Below are 15,072 nucleotides of genomic sequence, written 5' to 3'. Positions count from 1 at the left end.
GCTATCACTGATTTATTGACGGACCACCCTTCCCGAAGGGTGCGATTCTCCCTGAGTGAGCGCCATGTACCTGATCAGGAAGCCCAGTCCAGTACTTCCGGCTCGAACCTCCGCCCCCGGACCGACGGCCGCCTGCCATACTCGGCACGGTGATCATCGGGTACTCATACGAGAAATGAGGGGCGAGAACATGTCACTAACCGAACTCCACCTGCGGCGCGCCGTCACCGGACTCATGGCCGGCGCGATGCTGATATCCCTCGCCGGATGCGGATCGTCGAGCACTGCGAAGAGCGCCGCCGCACCTGGGGCCCGGGCCTCGACGTCCGCAGGCGCGGCGACGACCGACTCGGCACAGTCCGCAGCAGGGGGCACCGTCACCAGCCCACCGGCGAAAGCCGGCAAGGGCAGCGCCGATGTGACCTTCAGCGGCTCGGAGTCCGGCTCCATCAAGGCTGCCGACAGCACCTGCACCGTCATCAAGGGCGAGCTGGAGTCCTTCCAGGCGCCGTCGGACCAGAACGCCGGCGGCCCGAGCGTCGCCGGCGTCCAGTCGGGCACCGGCTGGATGATGCCGGTCAGTACCGCCGCCCACGTCGGCGGCTACGTGAAGAACGACGCAACCGGCGTCAAGGCGACGAAGACCGGCGACACCTGGACGGTCACGCTGACTGACACCGAGATGGTCGCCACCTACGATCCCAGCCAAGCGGTCACGCTCAACGGCACGATCGTCTGCGGGGAGGTCATCAACGCCGGCTGACAGGCACGGCCGCGCTGAGCGGTGCCGTGGAGAAAGGGCCCCGCCGGTAGCGACCGACCGGGCCCTTCGTCACAGCCGGACTGCACTTCGCCCCGACACGGACTTGCGCAGGCTTTGAGAGGCCAGGGGCTCCGACCGATGAAGACCAGCGTCACCGCACATCGGCGGACAGGAAATCGACCTGGGCGTCAAGGGCGGCCAAGTCCTCGTCGTCAACCGTGTAAGCGCGCACGCTGATGGTGAACTTGGCCCTTGGGATCTCCCTGGGAAGGCTCCCGTCGAACGTCAACTCCACCTTGCCGGGCGCGACGGGTGCACCGCCACCCGAGTCGGCCGTCAGGCTCCACGGGGACCCATCTTTCTTCAGCTCCGCGAACAGGTCGTATCGCTTCTGGAGCAGCCTGACCAGGCCCAGCTTGACCGTGACCTCGGCGTAGGCGCCGTCGGTGATCTCGGCCGTGACGGTTGCCTTGATGACGCCCTTCAGGTCGGCGCCCGGCTTCGGGGGGTCGGGGGTAACGGTGATGCTCTCGATCTGGAGCCTATCCGTCTCGCTGCCTGCGTTTACGTAACTCCACTTTGCCATGGACACAGAGTATCGTCGCGACCCCTCTGTGTGAGGGAAATCCGGAACGAAGCCCCCCGCCGATGCGCCCTGGCGACACTGCCCATGGCGGGAACGTACCCGGCCGACGACGACAGCCCGGCGGCAAGTCCGATCGTCACCGCGCTACTACTCCTTGACAGACCGAGGGCAGCTCCTTGGCTGCCGACTGCCCGTCACCATCCTTGGCGTGACGTGACATTGGAACTTCGAGCGGTTCCTGATCTCCCCCGCCGGCACCGCAGTCGGCCGGTTCCGGCCCCGGACCGAGCCGTCGGACGTCGAGCTGGTCGCGGCCATCGAGTCCCGTTGCAGGCTCGCGCTCATGCACTACCGGCCCCTCGTGGGGACCCCCGGAATCACGATCCGCACCCACGGGACGACGCTCTACAACAGGCTGGCGCGGGGGCGCTCTTCGATACCTATGCTGCGAGCTTCGACGCAGTGTGGGACACCGCCCGACCGGTTGAGGAGAACTGCGAATCTCCAGCGAATCCACCGACCTCCAGTTCGTCGCCCCGGCCGAGATCGAAGATCTGCCGATGCACCACACCCAGCGGCTCCGGCTCCAGCACTTCCTGGAGCACCGGGCGACTCCCCACCTGGGATAAGTCCCCGGACGACGAAAGCCCTGCCTGACCCTCAAGGAGCCAGGCAGGGGCATGGAGCCGCTCAGCCGACTGGGCGCCGCCGCCCGGCGCGGTCCAGCAGGAACCGTCGGCCGGTCGGCCAGTCACGCGGCAGGCGTCGCAGGGTGCCGAAGGCCAGGGCGCCGGTGACCGCTGCGATGCCGAATACGGCCCAGTACAGGGAGCAAGTCTGCCGGTGGCCGGCTCCCCGTCCTGGAGAACCGGCCACCGGTGGGCCCGCCTTCACCCGCGTGGGTCACCCGTTGTGCGTCACACGTTGTGCGGCGTCCAGTTCTGGTTGGACCAGCCGTTGCAGCCCCAGAGCTGCACCTTCGCCCCGTTGTTGGGGATGGTGTTGGTGTCGCCGTCGAGACACTGGCCCCGGTCGTTGTTGGTCATCGTCACCTGGTAGATGGCGTTCGGCACGACCTTGGCGTGGTTGCTCACGGTCGGGATCTGCGAGACCGACGCCACCTTGATGATCCGCACCCCGGCCGCGCTGTCCGCGCTGCTGTGGGCACTGGCCTGGGCCACCCCCGCGGCCCCCATGCAGACCGTCACCGAGACCGCGAGCACGGCTGAACGTACACGACTGCGCATTGCTGCTCCCCCCATTTCCCGGGACATCCCGGGAAGGCAATTCGCCGCACAGCACGGCGAGTTGAGAAAACCCTAGGTCGAGCGGCACGGGGCTGTCAGGGTCTCGGGGCAAGTAGTGGGCCACGTTCCGGGGCAGTATCCGCCCGCGCCCGCCCCCGAGCGCGCCCAGGCGTGAGGGCGGTGTTGAACTCGCCTCAATGAAGGAGGGGCACTGCAACGAACGGCTGCTCGATGGCCCTGATAGAAAGGAACCCGTTGTCCGTGGCAGCACCTTCCGGAGGGAACCATCCCATGAGTCTGACCGACATCCCCCTGCAGACCCTGGCCGGCGAGCCGACCAGCCTGGCCGACTTCGCCGGCAAGGCCGTGCTCGTGGTCAACGTGGCCTCGAAGTGCGGCCTCACGCCTCAGTACACGGGGCTGGAGGAGTTGCAGCAGCGGTATGCGGAGCGCGGGTTCACCGTTCTCGGGGTGCCGTGCAACCAGTTCGGTGGGCAGGAGCCGGGGAGCGCGGCGGAGATCCAGAGCTTCTGCCAGATCAACTACAACGTCTCGTTCCCGCTGCTGTCGAAGATCGAGGTGAACGGCGAGGGCCGTCACCCGCTCTACCAGGAGCTGACCGCGCTCGCGGATGCGGCCGGGGACGCCGGGGACATTCAGTGGAACTTCGAGAAGTTTCTGATCTCCCCCGCCGGCACCGCGGTCGGCCGGTTCCGGCCCCGGACCGAGCCGTCGGACGCGGAGCTGGTCGCGGCGATCGAGGCCCAGCTGCCGGGGTGACCAGGGCATAGCCGGACGGCAGTCCGCCCCGGCGCGAACTCCGAGGGGTTCGTGCCGGGGCGGACTGGTTTGCAGAGGGGAGGTATTAGGCGCCGCCCTGGCCGTAAAGGATGGGTCGCTAGGGTGGGCGGACAGTCACCTCTGGAGGCACCGTCCGCATGGCCAAGAAATCCGCCGCAGCACGCACCCCCGCGCGCCCGGCACTGCTGAAACTGACCGGGGTGAGCCGCTCCTACGGCGATCGGGAGGTCCTGCACCCGGTGGACCTCGCGGTGGCCGCCGGCGAGTGCGTCGCACTGCTCGGCCACAACGGTTCCGGTAAGTCCACCCTGCTGCGGGTGGCGGCCGGGCGAGACCTGCCGACCAAGGGGACGGTCCGCTTCGACGGGCTCCCGATGGACGAGAACGACCCGCGGATCCGGGCCCGGGTCGCGGTGGTCGGCGACACCGTCGCGCACTACCCCGACCTCACCGTGCGCGAGCACCTGCTGCTGGTCGCGGTCGCGCACGGGGTGGCCGACGCCCGCGACTGGGTCGAGCAGGTGCTGGCGGACCGGATGCTCACCGAGCGGGCCGACGCGCTGCCCTCCGCGCTCTCCTCGGGCCAGCTCCAGGCGCTGCTGCTGGCCTGCGCACTGGTGCGGCCGCGCGATCTGCTGCTGCTCGACGAGCCGGAGCAGCGACTGGACCCGGAGGCCCGCAAGCGGCTCGCCGAGCTGCTGCGCGGCGAGCTGGCGGACGGCGTGGCCGTCCTGCTGGTCACCCATCACACGGATCTGGCGCGGGAGTTGGCGGACCGGGTGGTGGTGCTGGAGGACGGCCGGATCGTGGCCCAGGGGGCGCCGGGCAAGATCCTGGACAGCGGCGACGCGGTCGGTGCCCGGTGACGGCCGAGACAGAGGAGACGGCAGAGGCAGCGGAGGCAGCGGAGGCGGTCGAGGCGGTCGAGCCCGAGGCCTGGAGCGACGATGACGACTGGACCGACGAGACGCTCGCCCTGCTGCGCGCGCTGCGGGCACCGTACCGGCTGAACCGGGCCAAGCAGATCGGCTTCGCGTTCTACTGCGTGCTGCTCATCCTGATCATCTGGGGCGGGGTGCCGAGTCTGGGGCTCTTCCTGCAGGCCTCGATGGGCGCCGACTACACCGCGCACGGCGGCGACCTGCTCGCCGCCATGCCCAGCGGCATCGCCGCCGTCGGACTGGCCTTCGTGCTGCTCGCGGTCCGCGACGGGCTGTGGCGCGGCCCGGTGGTGCCGCCCCGGGCGGCCACCGACTGGCTGCTCGCCCATCCGGTGCGCCCGCGCCCGGTGCTGCGGCCGTGGTTCTGGCTCTCCTGCGGGCTGGCGGTCTTCCCCGGTCTGGTGACGGCCGTGGGCGCGATGGTCGCGCTCGGGCTGCTGCTGCGGGTCGGGCTGCCGGCGGCGCTCGGCTGGTGCCTGCTCGGCGGGGCCTGCCTGCCGCTGCTGGCCACCTGCGCCGGACTGCTGGTGGAGCGCAGTGACGCCGCCGCCCGCTGGGTGCGCCGGCTCACCCCGGCCGCGACGGTGCTGGTGCTGGTGTTCGCGGCGCAGAGCGCGCTGGCGGTGGCCGGGCACCGGGTGCACTGGCTGGAGCTGGTCGAGCTGTGGTCGGGGCCGTGGGGCTGGGCCGGGATCGCCGCGCTGTCGCCCACCCGCGGCGCGGTGCCCGGCGGCTGGCTCGCCGCGGCGCTGCTGCTCCTCAGCACCGCGGGCGCCCTGGTACTCGCCGACCGGGCCGCCGGGACGGTGCCGCTGGGCCGGCTGCGGGAGCGGGCCCGGACGGCGGCGGGGGTGGTGGCCGCGCTGCGCACGGTGGAGCTGCGGGCCGCGCGGCTGGCGGTGAGCGGCGCGGCCGGGAGCGCGCGGGTGCGCCGGGTGCGGCTGCCGATGCCGCGCCGGGCCTGGCTGGTGGTGCCCTGGCGGGACGCGACCGCGTTGCTGCGCTCCCCCGCCCGGCTCGGCCGCGCGGTGCTGCTGACGGTGCCGGCGCTGCTCTGCGCGATGCTGGCGCACGGGATCGGCAGCAAGCCGTCGGTGCCGACGACGGCGGTCGCGCTGGTCTTCGGCTACCTGGCGGTGGCCCAGCTCCTGGAGCCGGCCCGGATCGAGACGGACGACGTGCGGCGGGCCGCCTGGTCGCCCTATCCGTTCGCCTCGCTGATGCTGCGCCACGCGATCGTGCCCAGCGTGGCCGGGGTGCTGATCGGGCTGATCGGGGCCGGCGCGGCGGCGCTGTCCGGGGCGGGCCCGGCGGTCTGGCTGGCGCCGGCCGTGGTGCCGGCCCTGGTGGCGGCCGGGCTGGTGAACACCTGCCGGGGCGCGACCCGGCGCGACCTGATGTACAAGTCCCCGACCTCCGGGGGCCTTGGCCTGTTCCTCTTCGCCGCCTGGTACGCGGCCGGACCGGCGGCGGCCGTCCTCGCGCTGACCCTGCCGTTCGCGCAGGCGCTGCGCGCGGACACGGCGGCGAGTTGCGGCCAGGCGGCCGCGGTGGGCCTGGTGGCGGCGGCCGTGCTGCTCGGGTGGGCGCGGACCAGGGCGACGGAGCTGACCGGCCTCTCCCGGCCGGCGGCGCGGCGGGACGGGTAGGCCCGGGTCGGACCGGACCGGGTCGGACAGGACAGGACCGCTGGGACGCGGGTGGGGCGGCACGAGGGGCCGCTCCACCCACCAGGGCGCAAGGGAGTCGGATTCCCGGACCGGACACCCGGACCGGACACCCGGCCTGGTTACCCGGACCGGACACCCGGGCACCCGGACACCCCAGCGGACATTCGCAGAGTTTGCTCAACTCAGATGCACGAGTGGCATTTCGTGGCACCATGATTCCCCGCGGCCACCAGCCGTGTTCACGTCCGCACTGCACCGCACTGCACCGCCCGCACTGCACCGCACCGCACCGCACCACGGACCTGAAGGGGGCTCGGCCGCTTGCCTGACACACCGCTCCGCCCGTTGGGGATCGAGGGCATCGAGGATCTGGTCCGCGACTGCTGGGTGCGCGAGAGCGATCCAACCGGGCGGCGGCCCGACCGGGAGCTGCCGATCGTGGTGCTGCTGGGGCGGCACGGCAGCGGGAAGACCGCGGTGCTGCGCTACCTGGGTCGCCGGGCGGCCACCGCTCCGCAGGCCGGGCACGACTTCGCCGCCGGAACACTGCGGCCGCACGAGGTGGTGGCGCGCCTGGCGTTCCGGCTCGCGCTCACCTCGCGCCAGCTGCACTTTCCGCGCCTGACCCACGGGTTGATCGCCGTCGACCCGGACCTGCGGCTGGACGTGACCAGCCCGGACCGGGCCAGACGCCAGCTGGAGAGACGGATGCGCGAGGCGCGGCAGCTCAGTTCGGGGCTGCTCGCCGACGCGCTGTCGGAGGGCGTCGGGCTGCTCAACGACCTGGGGGTCATCCCGCTGCCCGGGGCCGGCCTGATGGCCGCGGTGCTCTTTCGCGGCCTGGGCCCCCGGTTGTTCAACTCGGTCTCCCGCCCCGGCCTCGAGTGGTACGGCAGCCGCAACGGGACGGCGCCGCTGGACGCCCTGATCGCGCTCAACGAGCTCGGCCGCAGCGAGGATCCGGCGCACGAGGAGCAGGTGGACCGGCGGTTGTGCACGGCCTTCCTGGCCGACCTGCGGGCCGCCTACCGACGGCACGGTGCGCTGGGGCGCAACCGCAACTGCCTGGTGGCGCTGGACAACATCGACCACGGCGGCGGCACCCGGTTCCTCGGGATGCTGCTGGAGGCGCGCCAGGAGCAGGACCGGCGGGACGGGGGCGGCGGCGAGCCGCTGCTGGTGGTGGCCAGTGCCTCCACCGCACGCGCCGTGCCGGGCCCGTTCGACCCCGGGCCGGCCGGGCTGCGGATCCGCGCGCCGCACCAGGCCTCGTACGCCGACTGGCGGGCCGGCTCCTCTCCGGTGTCCGACGACTTCTGGCAGTGGTATGCCGTCCAGTTACCGGATCTGACGGCAGGTCAGGTCTCCCGGATGGCCGAGGGGATCGCTCCGCGACTGCCGGAGGCCACGCCGCTGGTGCACCGGCTGACCTACGGGCACCCGTGGAGCGTGCTGCGGATGCAGCGGGCCGCCGCCCGGATGATCGACCACCCGGACGCGGACGTCCAGTTGCGCGGCATCCTCGACTCCGGGCCGCTCCCCCAGGACCTCACCGGCACGCTACCCGAAGCACCACGCCTGACGCTCAGTCAGGAGGCGTTGCACTACCTGCTGCAGGGGATGGAGACCGATCAACTGGCCGGCCTGGTCAGCTGCGCGGCCGCCCGGGACATGGAGTCGGCGGTCAACTCCCCGCTGCTGGGGGACTTCTCGCAGCGGATCCGGGAGACCCTGCTGGCGGAGACGGCGCAACGCCTGTGGCTGGTCGCTCCGTTGACCGAGGACGCCGGCACCCGCGGCGGGCGCGGCTCACGCTACCTGCCCACCATCGGCCGCACCGCCCACCCGCACCAACTGCCCGACTCGCTGGTGCTGCAGCCCTGGCTGCGGCTGCTGCTGCTCCGCGAGCTGGCCGCCCGCCCGGCCGACGGGCCGTACCCCGACTGGGCGGCCGCCCACCAGCGGCTGCACGCCTGGCACGCCGCGCGCCGTCCGGGCCACCTGCTGGACACCCACTACCACCAACTCGCGCTCGGCCAGGTCGAGGAGGTCGTCGAACACCTGGAGATGCGGCTGCACACCCTGCCCACCGAGGCCTGGCTGTACGAGGTGTACGCCATCACCGCCGCCCCGCAGTGCCGGCCGGTGGACGCCTCGGTACCGGCCTCCACCCGGGCCGACCGGCTGGCCCGCGACCTCGCGCCCGACGCCTTCCGGCACCAACGGGCGCTGGCGCTGCTGGTCACCTCGCTCTGGGTGGCCGTCGACCCGCGCAACCGGCTGCCGAACGCGGGCCCGGAGCTCAACTTCACCATCAGCTCCTCCTTCCGGGACCTGGCCTGGCACACCGACGACGCGAACAGCGCCGTCCTGCGCTCCGAGGCCGCCCGTTACGACATCCACTCGCTCTGAGCGGTCTGGAGGTCCACCGCGATGCACCTGTTCTCCTCCGCCGGTAACGCCGACGACGCCGGCCCCTGGGACCCGCCGCGCCCCTGGTGGCGCGGCTGGCGCGGGGTCACCGCCCTGGTGGCCGTGCTCGCCCTGCTCGGCGGCGGCCTGTACGCGCTGCTCAAGCCGCCGGGCACCGGCTGCGCCACCGGGGTGGCCCAGCGCGGCCCCGACCACAGCTGCGCGGGTCTGACCGACGGCGGCTTCGCGTTCACCGCCGACCTGGCGCCGCTGTCCACGCTGATCCGGACCGAGAACCAGCGGGTGCTGGACACGGCGGCGAAGCCGGGCGGCGCGCCCTGGGTCAGCGTGGTCTACCTGCTGCCGATGGTGCCGGGCGAGGACAGCACCAACACCGCCGACTCGATCCGGCACGAGCTGGAAGGCGCCTACACCGCGCAGTGGGAGGCCAACCACACCCACTCCCAAGGCGATTCGCCACAGATCCGGCTGCTGCTCGCCAACCCCGGCGGCTCGGACGAGCAGCGCACCTACGCGCTGACGCAGATCGAGGCGCAGCGCACCGCCCAGCACATCGTGGCGGTCGCGGGCCTGGGCACCAGCACGGCGGCCACCCGGGCCTCGATCCTGCGGCTGACCCAGGAGAACATCGCCGCCTTCGGCTCGGTGATCACCGCCGACGATCTCTCCGACATCCCGGGCCTGGTGCGGGTGGCGCCGCCGAACGCCGACGAGGCCGTGGCCGCCGCCGCCTTCCTGGCCAAGGCCACCCCGGGCGCCAAGGTCCTGCTGGTCGAGGACCGCCGGGCCGGCGACCTGTACAGCAGCACCCTGGCCGACGAGTTCAGCAAGAGCTACCCGGCCGGGCAGCTGATCCCGGAGCCGATGGACTACGACTCGTCCAAGTCGGACGTGTCGACCTACTTCACCAAGCAGATGGCCAACGTCTGCCTGGACCAGCCGGACGTGGTCTTCTTCGCCGGGCGGGGCGTGGACCTGCCACGCTTCCTGGCACCGCTGGCCCAACGGAACTGCGCGGCACAGAAGCCGTTGACCGTGATCAGCGGTGACGACGCCTCGCAGGTGGAGCAGTCGGCGGGCATCGACGAGGTCAAGGACGCGCTGCGGCTGGGCAAGATCAGGCTGCTGTACACCGCGCTGGCCCACCCCGACGCCTGGACCGAGAGCCCGCAGTCCTACTCCCCCACCGCGATCGCGCCCTTCCTCGGTGGCGGCGAGTTCGTCACCGCCTTCCCCCACGAGTCACTGGCCGACGGGCAGGCGATCATGGGCCATGACGCCGTCCTCACCGCGGTCACGGCGATCCGCGCCGCGGCCTCCGGCGGCGACCAGGTCAGCGGGTCGGACGTGATGCAGATGCTCACCGCGCTCAACGGCGCGGGGACGGTCCCCGGGGCCAGCGGACTGATCTCGCTGGACAAGCACGGCAATCCGGTGAACAAGGCGATCCCGATCGTCGAGCTGACCCCGGACGGGCAGGTGAACACGGTCGCGGTCTCCTCGCGGACCGGAACGCCGCCACACGGACAGACGTAGGACCGGCGGTGGGGCGCGGGGACTGCGGTGGGCTCAGAGTCAGGCGCGGACGCTGGAGCTGGAGCTGGAGCTGGAGCCGGCTCGGGCGCGGGGCGCGGCGGCGGGCGCTCAGCCCTGGTCCGCCGTCACCGGGCCGGCCTGGCCGAGCAGCGAGGTCACCGCGCTCACGCAGCCGACCAGCGCCTGCGCCGAGGACCAGCCGCCGGCCCGCCAGAGCAGCAGCCCGGTGCCCTCGCTGCGCCAGCTGAACGGCTCGGGCGCGGCCAGCAGCGCCCGGGCTCCCTCGGCCGACAGCACGGTCAGGGCGGCATGCGGATCGGAGGTGTAGGCCCGGTACCGGTCGTCGAAGTCCGGCACGCCGGTGCGGGACAGGCCCTCGGGCAGCGGCTCGACCACCCGCACCGAGTGGAACACCGGCTCGTGCCGCACCTCGGCCGGGGCCACCGGATAGGGCATGGTCACCAGGACGACCCCGTAGACGTGTGTCGCCCCGTTCTCGCGACAGGTGTAGCCGGCCGCGGTCACCGGCAGGGCACCGAGTGATCCGGTCACCCGGTCGACCAGCCGCCGCGCCGAGCCGTAGTGGAACGGCGCCCCGGACAGCGGCGGTTGGCCGAGGCCGCGGGCGGGGTCGGGGTCGGAGTCGGGGGTCAGGCCGTGGCGGGCGGCCAGCTCCCGGGCGGTCGCCGCCACCCGGCGCCGGTCCTGGAAGGGGCCCAGCCGTGGCGCGCCGAGCACCAGCGCGACCAGGCCGAGGAAGAACACGATCGGAACGATGTCGCCCATGACGCCTCCGAATTGACACAGCATCAGAGGCACGTGCCGGGAGGGCACATGCCACCTACCCGCCGACCAGACTTCCCGGCACACCGGTACTGACGGTACTCGTACTAAAACGAATGACAAGAGGGCCTGGACAGGCCCTCCCCCTGGTCGTGCTGCACGGGCACCGGGTCGGGCCGGCCGGGCCCGACCGGCGGAGGACCGACCGGCGGCAGGTCGAGCCCCGGATCCGACCCCGACCCCGGCTCCGGCTCCGGCTCCGGCTCCGGCTCGGCCAGCCGTGCCGCGTCGTCGAGCAGGCTCTGGAACCGGTGCACGTCCACCCGCTGGGCGTCACCGCGCAGCAGGTAGCCGTCCTCGCGGGCGAGCAGCTCCAGCCCGCCGCCGAGGCGGCTGCCCAGCTCGGCCGCCTCGGTGCGCAGCACCGCCGGCGCGTCGGGCGGCGGCGTTCCGTCCCAGACCAGCTGGGCCAGGCGGCCGAGCGGGACGACCTGGTTGATCTCCAGGGCCAGCGCCGCCAGCAGCGCCCGCTGCCGGTCACCGCCGATCGCCACCGGGCGCCCTTCGTCGGTGCGCAGTTCGATGGGGCCGAGCAGCAGGATCTGCACCGGGACGCTCCTTTCCGTGCGATGTGCGGTGTGCGATGTGCGGTGTGCGACGTGCGGTGTGCGACGTGCGGTGACGCGGCACGCCGTGAATGGGAGCGCCTCGGTCATACCTACCGATAGACGGATGGATCACCCGGTGAAGTTCGACGGGGAACCCTCCTTCAGGGCGCCGGGCCCACCGGGCGTGGGACCGACCGACCTCGCGCCACGCGCCGCCCCCAGGCAGCTCCGCACCCCAACGGTTTGATATAGCTGAGCCCATGAATGGTTCTCTTACCGCGACCACCATCCACTTCGCCGGGCACGAAGGTGATGACGTCGAGGCCTACCTGGCCCGCCCGGAGGGCGACTACCGGCGCGGCGGCGTTGTGGTGATCCACCACATGCCCGGCTACGACCGGTCCACCAAGGAGATCACCCGCCGGTTCGCCGAGCTCGGCTACGACGCGATCTGCCCCAACCTCTACACCCGCGAGGCGCCCGGCGCCTCCCCCGACGACGCCGCCGCGGTGGCCCGGGCGAACGGCGGCGCGCCGGACGCGCGCGTCGTCGGCGACCTCGCCGGGGCGGCCGCCCACCTGCGGTCGCTGCCGCAGTCCAACGGCAAGGTCGGCATCATCGGCTACTGCTCGGGCGGGCGGCAGAGCGTGCTGGCCGCCTGCAAGCTCGACCTGGACGCCGCGGTGGACTGCTACGGCGCCTTCGTCACCGGTACCCCGCCGGAGGGCTTCCCGCTGCGGGTCACCAACCTGGTCGACCAGCTCCCCCAGCTCGGCGCGCCGCTGCTGGGCCTGTTCGGCGCGGAGGACAAGTTCCCCGGCCCCGAGCAGGTCGGCGAGCTGGAGCAGATCCTCACCGCCAACGGCAAGGACTTCGAGTTCCACACCTACCCGCAGGCCGGGCACGGGTTCTTCTCGACCGACCGGCCCGCCTACAACGTGCCTGCCGCCAACGACGGTTGGGAGCGGATCGCCACCTTCTTCGCCAAGCACCTGGGGGCCTGAGCATGTGCACCTACGCGACCGTCAAGGAGAGCATCGACGGCAGCGCCAAGGGCCCGAACGGCTCCTGGTTCCATGTCTCCACCGCCACGGTGTACTTCGACCACCCGGTGCACGCGATGGCCGAGCACACCCTCAACATCGACTTCGCCGACCCGCAGCGGGACCCCGCCGCCCGGGTCGCGGTGGAGCTGACCGCGGAGTCCGCGCGGCGCCTGGTCGCCGCCATCCAGGAGGCCCTGGCGGCGGCTCCGGCCGAACTCACCGTCTGAGCGGCCGCACGCGGCGTGGGCACCGGCGCGCCATCGCACCGGTGCCCACGCCGTGACCTACCCAGCGCCGTGACCTACCCAGCGCCGTCATCTACCCAGCGCCGTTACCTGCCCGGCGCCGTGACCTACCCAGCGCCGTCAGCTACCCGGCAGGCCCTGGAACCGTCATGCCCTAGAAGGCGGACAGACCATTGGGGGTCCCCAGGCCGGTCGGGCCGTCCCAGCCGCGGCCCGCGGTGCACACGACCGTGCATCCGGCGTTCGCGGGGGCGTTCTGACCCATCGTCACATCGTTGAACGCCGAGGACTTGGCGGCGTAGAGGGTGTTGGGGCCCTCGACGTTCGTCACGTGACCGCCGCGGGCGTAGACGCCAGCGATGAACGGGCTGGACTCGCTGGTGCCGCCCACCGCGAGCCAGGACTGCTGCTGGCCGCTGAAGGGGGTGTAGTCGTCGTAGACGGCCGCGCCGGTGGTCGGGTCGGCGTCCGCGGAGATGTCCGAAGCGGCGCGGTGGCCACCGCAGTTGGCCGAGATGCTGGTGGGCTGGCCGAGCGCGGGCGGCAGTTCGGCGGCGCAGCCGCTGCCGGAGCCGTCCCAGGCGACCTCGGAGTAGCCGTTGTGGCCGGCACCGGGGGTGCGGTAGAGCGCGGTGCCGCCGACCGAGGTGACGGTGGGCAGGTTCTGCGGCCAGCCGGAGGGCGTGCCCTCGTAGCCGCCGTCACCCGAGGAGGCGGTGATCGCCATGCCGGGGTGGTAGAAGTCGCGGGCCGCCTGGCCCAGGTCGAGGGTCGCGTCCGGGCTGAACTGGTAGCTGACGCTGGCCGCCGAGGCGCCGAGGGAGGCGGCGGTGTTCATCGCGACGCCGAAGTCCTCGGCCGCCTGGTCCTCGCTGCTGGTCATGTCCCGGTTGACGGTGATCTCCAGGATGTGACAGGTCGGGCAGGCGGCGGTGGCCATGTCGACGTCCAGCGTGGTCTCGACGCCGACCTGCTCGTCGAAGTTCTTCTCGTCGTCGGTCACGCCCGGGGCCAGCGGCGCTCCGCCGTGCTCGTCGACCTGCTTGAAGCAGCCGCCGGCCGAGGTGCAGGCGGCCAGCCCGTACTGTGCGCGGTAGGCGTTGAGGTTGGCTTCCAGGGTCGGGAAGGCGCCCTCGTCCAGGATCGCGATGGTGTTGGCCGGACCGGCGTTGGTGGCCGGCAGGTGGTACGCGGCGGCGAAGTCGGCCGGCCCGTACCCGGCCGGGGTGCTGGTCGCGAGCTTCGCGGTCGAGCCGGCGGCGACGGTGACGACCTGCGCCATGCACCGGTTGTGCGCGATGCCGGCGCAGGCCTGGGCGGTGCCCCGGCCGGCCAGTTCGGGGCTGGGCAGGGTCGCGGCCGAGCCGAGGTGCGGGCTCGCGGTGCCCTGCGCCTGCGCCGCGGCGGCCGGCAGCACGGTCGGGGCGACGGCCAACGCGCCGACCGCCAGGGCCGAGACGGCGGCCTTACGGAGGTTCATCAAAGGGGGCTTCCTCTCACCGGGCGCGAGCTCGCCGTCCCGCACCATTGCATGACGTGCACACGTCAACAATGACCTCGCGAGGCTCGCGCGATCAGAACACTGCTGATACCTGGTGCGTTCATCGACGGCGCGACCGAGCGGCCGCCCACCGCCTGACGGACAGTCAGCACGGGCCCGCACCGGGTCTGCACGCGGTGCACGGACCCGAGTTGATATGTCCATGGGTAGAGTGCCGGTGCAACAGTCACATCGCGGGACCGGCTACGTCAATAGGTGCTACTGCGCCCGCAGCGCCGCGTGCGGGCGGCCGTTGACGGCCCGTCAGGCAGCGCACGACGCCGCAGCGCGGGCCAGGGTGATCCCGGCCCGCGCTGCGGCGTCGTGCGGTGTGCTGTTGTTGCCCCTGGGCCTCGGCTCAGGCGAGGCCGGCCTTGGCGGAGCAGATCGGCCAGGCACCCGGACCCTGGGCCGCGAGGACCTTCTCACCGATCGCGATCTGCTGCGCCGCGGTCGCCTGGTTCGCCTGCGCCGCGTACTGGGTCCCACCGAAGGCCGCCCAGGTCGAGGACGTGAACTGCAGACCACCGTAGAAACCGTTACCGGAATCGATCGACCAGTTCCCCGTCGCCTCACACTGCGCGACCTTGTCCCAGGTCGACGCCGGAGCAGCCGAGGAAGCCGTCGCCGTCACGAGACCGGCCACCGGCAGCACCGCCAGAGCACCACCCAGCACGGCCATCCGCCGACGGTTGCGCTTACGAACAGCAGTACTGACAGCGGTCACGGTGGTCTCGTCACGGAAAGTCATACAAATCCTCTCGAAAAGCCAAAAAGACAAGGCGGAACCAGACCCCGAAGGGCCAACTCGCCTTTACAGGAAGAAGCGCGGCCCACCCGGAACCCCCGGGCTCGCCGCGCCGACACCAACGA

The 15,072-nt window shown here is 72.3% G+C and carries 14 protein-coding genes and 2 pseudogenes; 10 read left to right on the top strand and 6 right to left on the bottom strand.

The window, feature by feature from the left end; translation table 11 throughout:
* The first annotated feature begins 175 nt into the window (after positions 1-175).
* Positions 176-763, top strand: a complete 588-nt coding sequence (locus tag ACFZB9_RS35490) for a hypothetical protein (RefSeq protein WP_391454105.1) — start codon at positions 176-178, stop codon at positions 761-763.
* 151 nt (positions 764-914) lie between these two features.
* Here the strand turns inward: ACFZB9_RS35490 and ACFZB9_RS35485 are convergent, their stop codons facing one another.
* Positions 915-1,349, bottom strand: a complete 435-nt coding sequence (locus ACFZB9_RS35485; RefSeq protein ID WP_391454103.1) for an ML domain-containing protein — start codon at positions 1,347-1,349, stop codon at positions 915-917.
* A 316-nt stretch (positions 1,350-1,665) separates the two neighbouring features.
* Between ACFZB9_RS35485 and ACFZB9_RS35480 the strand changes: the two are divergent.
* Together ACFZB9_RS35480 and ACFZB9_RS35475 are read left to right on the top strand one after the other, a co-directional pair.
* Positions 1,666-1,841: pseudogene (locus ACFZB9_RS35480) on the top strand (XRE family transcriptional regulator); the annotation flags it as partial.
* Positions 1,838-1,978 (top strand): annotated as a pseudogene (locus ACFZB9_RS35475) (DNA mismatch repair protein MutT); the annotation flags it as partial. The pseudogenes ACFZB9_RS35480 and ACFZB9_RS35475, both read left to right, overlap by 4 nt.
* A gap of 288 nt (positions 1,979-2,266) precedes the next feature.
* On the opposite strand, the gene ACFZB9_RS35470 reads toward ACFZB9_RS35475, so the two are convergent.
* A complete protein-coding gene (locus ACFZB9_RS35470) occupies positions 2,267-2,596 on the bottom strand; it encodes an RICIN domain-containing protein (RefSeq protein ID WP_391454101.1) in 330 nt (109 codons plus the stop codon).
* A 291-nt stretch (positions 2,597-2,887) separates the two neighbouring features.
* On the opposite strand from ACFZB9_RS35470, the gene ACFZB9_RS35465 reads away from it, so the two are divergent.
* From ACFZB9_RS35465 to ACFZB9_RS35445, 5 genes are all read left to right on the top strand, one after another.
* A complete protein-coding gene (locus tag ACFZB9_RS35465; RefSeq protein WP_391454100.1) occupies positions 2,888-3,376 on the top strand; it encodes a glutathione peroxidase in 489 nt (162 codons plus the stop codon).
* A gap of 158 nt (positions 3,377-3,534) precedes the next feature.
* On the top strand, positions 3,535-4,263 hold the full coding sequence (locus ACFZB9_RS35460; protein ID WP_391454098.1) for an ABC transporter ATP-binding protein: 729 nt from the start codon (positions 3,535-3,537) through the stop codon (positions 4,261-4,263).
* Positions 4,260-5,987, top strand: a complete 1,728-nt coding sequence (locus tag ACFZB9_RS35455; RefSeq protein ID WP_391454096.1) for a hypothetical protein — start codon at positions 4,260-4,262, stop codon at positions 5,985-5,987. The genes ACFZB9_RS35460 and ACFZB9_RS35455 overlap by 4 nt, the downstream gene beginning before the upstream one ends.
* 342 nt (positions 5,988-6,329) lie before the next feature.
* The gene (locus tag ACFZB9_RS35450) at positions 6,330-8,420 is read left to right on the top strand and encodes a hypothetical protein (protein ID WP_391454094.1); all 2,091 of its coding nucleotides are present in this window, start codon (positions 6,330-6,332) and stop codon (positions 8,418-8,420) included.
* A gap of 21 nt (positions 8,421-8,441) precedes the next feature.
* On the top strand, positions 8,442-9,977 hold the full coding sequence (locus ACFZB9_RS35445; protein ID WP_391454092.1) for an ABC transporter substrate-binding protein: 1,536 nt from the start codon (positions 8,442-8,444) through the stop codon (positions 9,975-9,977).
* Between the two features lie 108 nt (positions 9,978-10,085).
* On the opposite strand, the gene ACFZB9_RS35440 is transcribed toward ACFZB9_RS35445, so the two are convergent.
* Together ACFZB9_RS35440 and ACFZB9_RS35435 are read right to left on the bottom strand one after the other, a co-directional pair.
* Positions 10,086-10,763, bottom strand: coding sequence for a hypothetical protein (locus ACFZB9_RS35440; RefSeq protein WP_391454090.1), 678 nt, complete (start codon positions 10,761-10,763; stop codon positions 10,086-10,088).
* A 104-nt stretch (positions 10,764-10,867) separates the two neighbouring features.
* The gene (locus ACFZB9_RS35435) at positions 10,868-11,368 is read right to left on the bottom strand and encodes a hypothetical protein (RefSeq protein WP_391454088.1); all 501 of its coding nucleotides are present in this window, start codon (positions 11,366-11,368) and stop codon (positions 10,868-10,870) included.
* Between the two features lie 260 nt (positions 11,369-11,628).
* Between ACFZB9_RS35435 and ACFZB9_RS35430 the strand changes: the two genes are divergently transcribed.
* Together ACFZB9_RS35430 and ACFZB9_RS35425 are read left to right on the top strand one after the other, a co-directional pair.
* A complete protein-coding gene (locus ACFZB9_RS35430; protein ID WP_391454087.1) occupies positions 11,629-12,372 on the top strand; it encodes a dienelactone hydrolase family protein in 744 nt (247 codons plus the stop codon).
* A gap of 2 nt (positions 12,373-12,374) precedes the next feature.
* Positions 12,375-12,641 (top strand): DUF6295 family protein, encoded by a 267-nt coding sequence (locus tag ACFZB9_RS35425; RefSeq protein WP_391454086.1) that lies wholly within the window; start codon positions 12,375-12,377, stop codon positions 12,639-12,641.
* Between the two features lie 172 nt (positions 12,642-12,813).
* Here ACFZB9_RS35425 and ACFZB9_RS35420 read toward each other — a convergent pair whose 3' ends face one another.
* Both ACFZB9_RS35420 and ACFZB9_RS35415 read right to left on the bottom strand, forming a co-directional pair.
* Positions 12,814-14,139 (bottom strand): peptidase S8, encoded by a 1,326-nt coding sequence (locus ACFZB9_RS35420; RefSeq protein ID WP_391454084.1) that lies wholly within the window; start codon positions 14,137-14,139, stop codon positions 12,814-12,816.
* A gap of 418 nt (positions 14,140-14,557) precedes the next feature.
* A complete protein-coding gene (locus ACFZB9_RS35415; protein WP_391454082.1) occupies positions 14,558-14,881 on the bottom strand; it encodes a transglycosylase family protein in 324 nt (107 codons plus the stop codon).
* Positions 14,882-15,072 lie beyond the last annotated feature (191 nt).

Source organism: Kitasatospora sp. NPDC008050 (assembly GCF_042957465.1).
Taxonomy (GTDB): Bacteria; Actinomycetota; Actinomycetes; order Streptomycetales; family Streptomycetaceae; genus Kitasatospora.
Note: the sequence above shows the minus strand (reverse complement) of the source record. Positions and strands in the feature narration are given on the sequence as shown.

Coding starts and splice junctions, on each gene's coding strand:
- ACFZB9_RS35490 (WP_391454105.1), top strand. CDS start 176: ATGAGGGGCGAGAACATGTCACTAACCGAACTCCACCTGCGGCGCGCC.
- ACFZB9_RS35485 (WP_391454103.1), bottom strand. CDS start 1,349: ATGGCAAAGTGGAGTTACGTAAACGCAGGCAGCGAGACGGATAGGCTC.
- ACFZB9_RS35470 (WP_391454101.1), bottom strand. CDS start 2,596: ATGCGCAGTCGTGTACGTTCAGCCGTGCTCGCGGTCTCGGTGACGGTC.
- ACFZB9_RS35465 (WP_391454100.1), top strand. CDS start 2,888: ATGAGTCTGACCGACATCCCCCTGCAGACCCTGGCCGGCGAGCCGACC.
- ACFZB9_RS35460 (WP_391454098.1), top strand. CDS start 3,535: ATGGCCAAGAAATCCGCCGCAGCACGCACCCCCGCGCGCCCGGCACTG.
- ACFZB9_RS35445 (WP_391454092.1), top strand. CDS start 8,442: ATGCACCTGTTCTCCTCCGCCGGTAACGCCGACGACGCCGGCCCCTGG.
- ACFZB9_RS35440 (WP_391454090.1), bottom strand. CDS start 10,763: ATGGGCGACATCGTTCCGATCGTGTTCTTCCTCGGCCTGGTCGCGCTG.
- ACFZB9_RS35430 (WP_391454087.1), top strand. CDS start 11,629: ATGAATGGTTCTCTTACCGCGACCACCATCCACTTCGCCGGGCACGAA.
- ACFZB9_RS35425 (WP_391454086.1), top strand. CDS start 12,375: ATGTGCACCTACGCGACCGTCAAGGAGAGCATCGACGGCAGCGCCAAG.
- ACFZB9_RS35420 (WP_391454084.1), bottom strand. CDS start 14,139: ATGAACCTCCGTAAGGCCGCCGTCTCGGCCCTGGCGGTCGGCGCGTTG.
- ACFZB9_RS35415 (WP_391454082.1), bottom strand. CDS start 14,881: ATGGCCGTGCTGGGTGGTGCTCTGGCGGTGCTGCCGGTGGCCGGTCTC.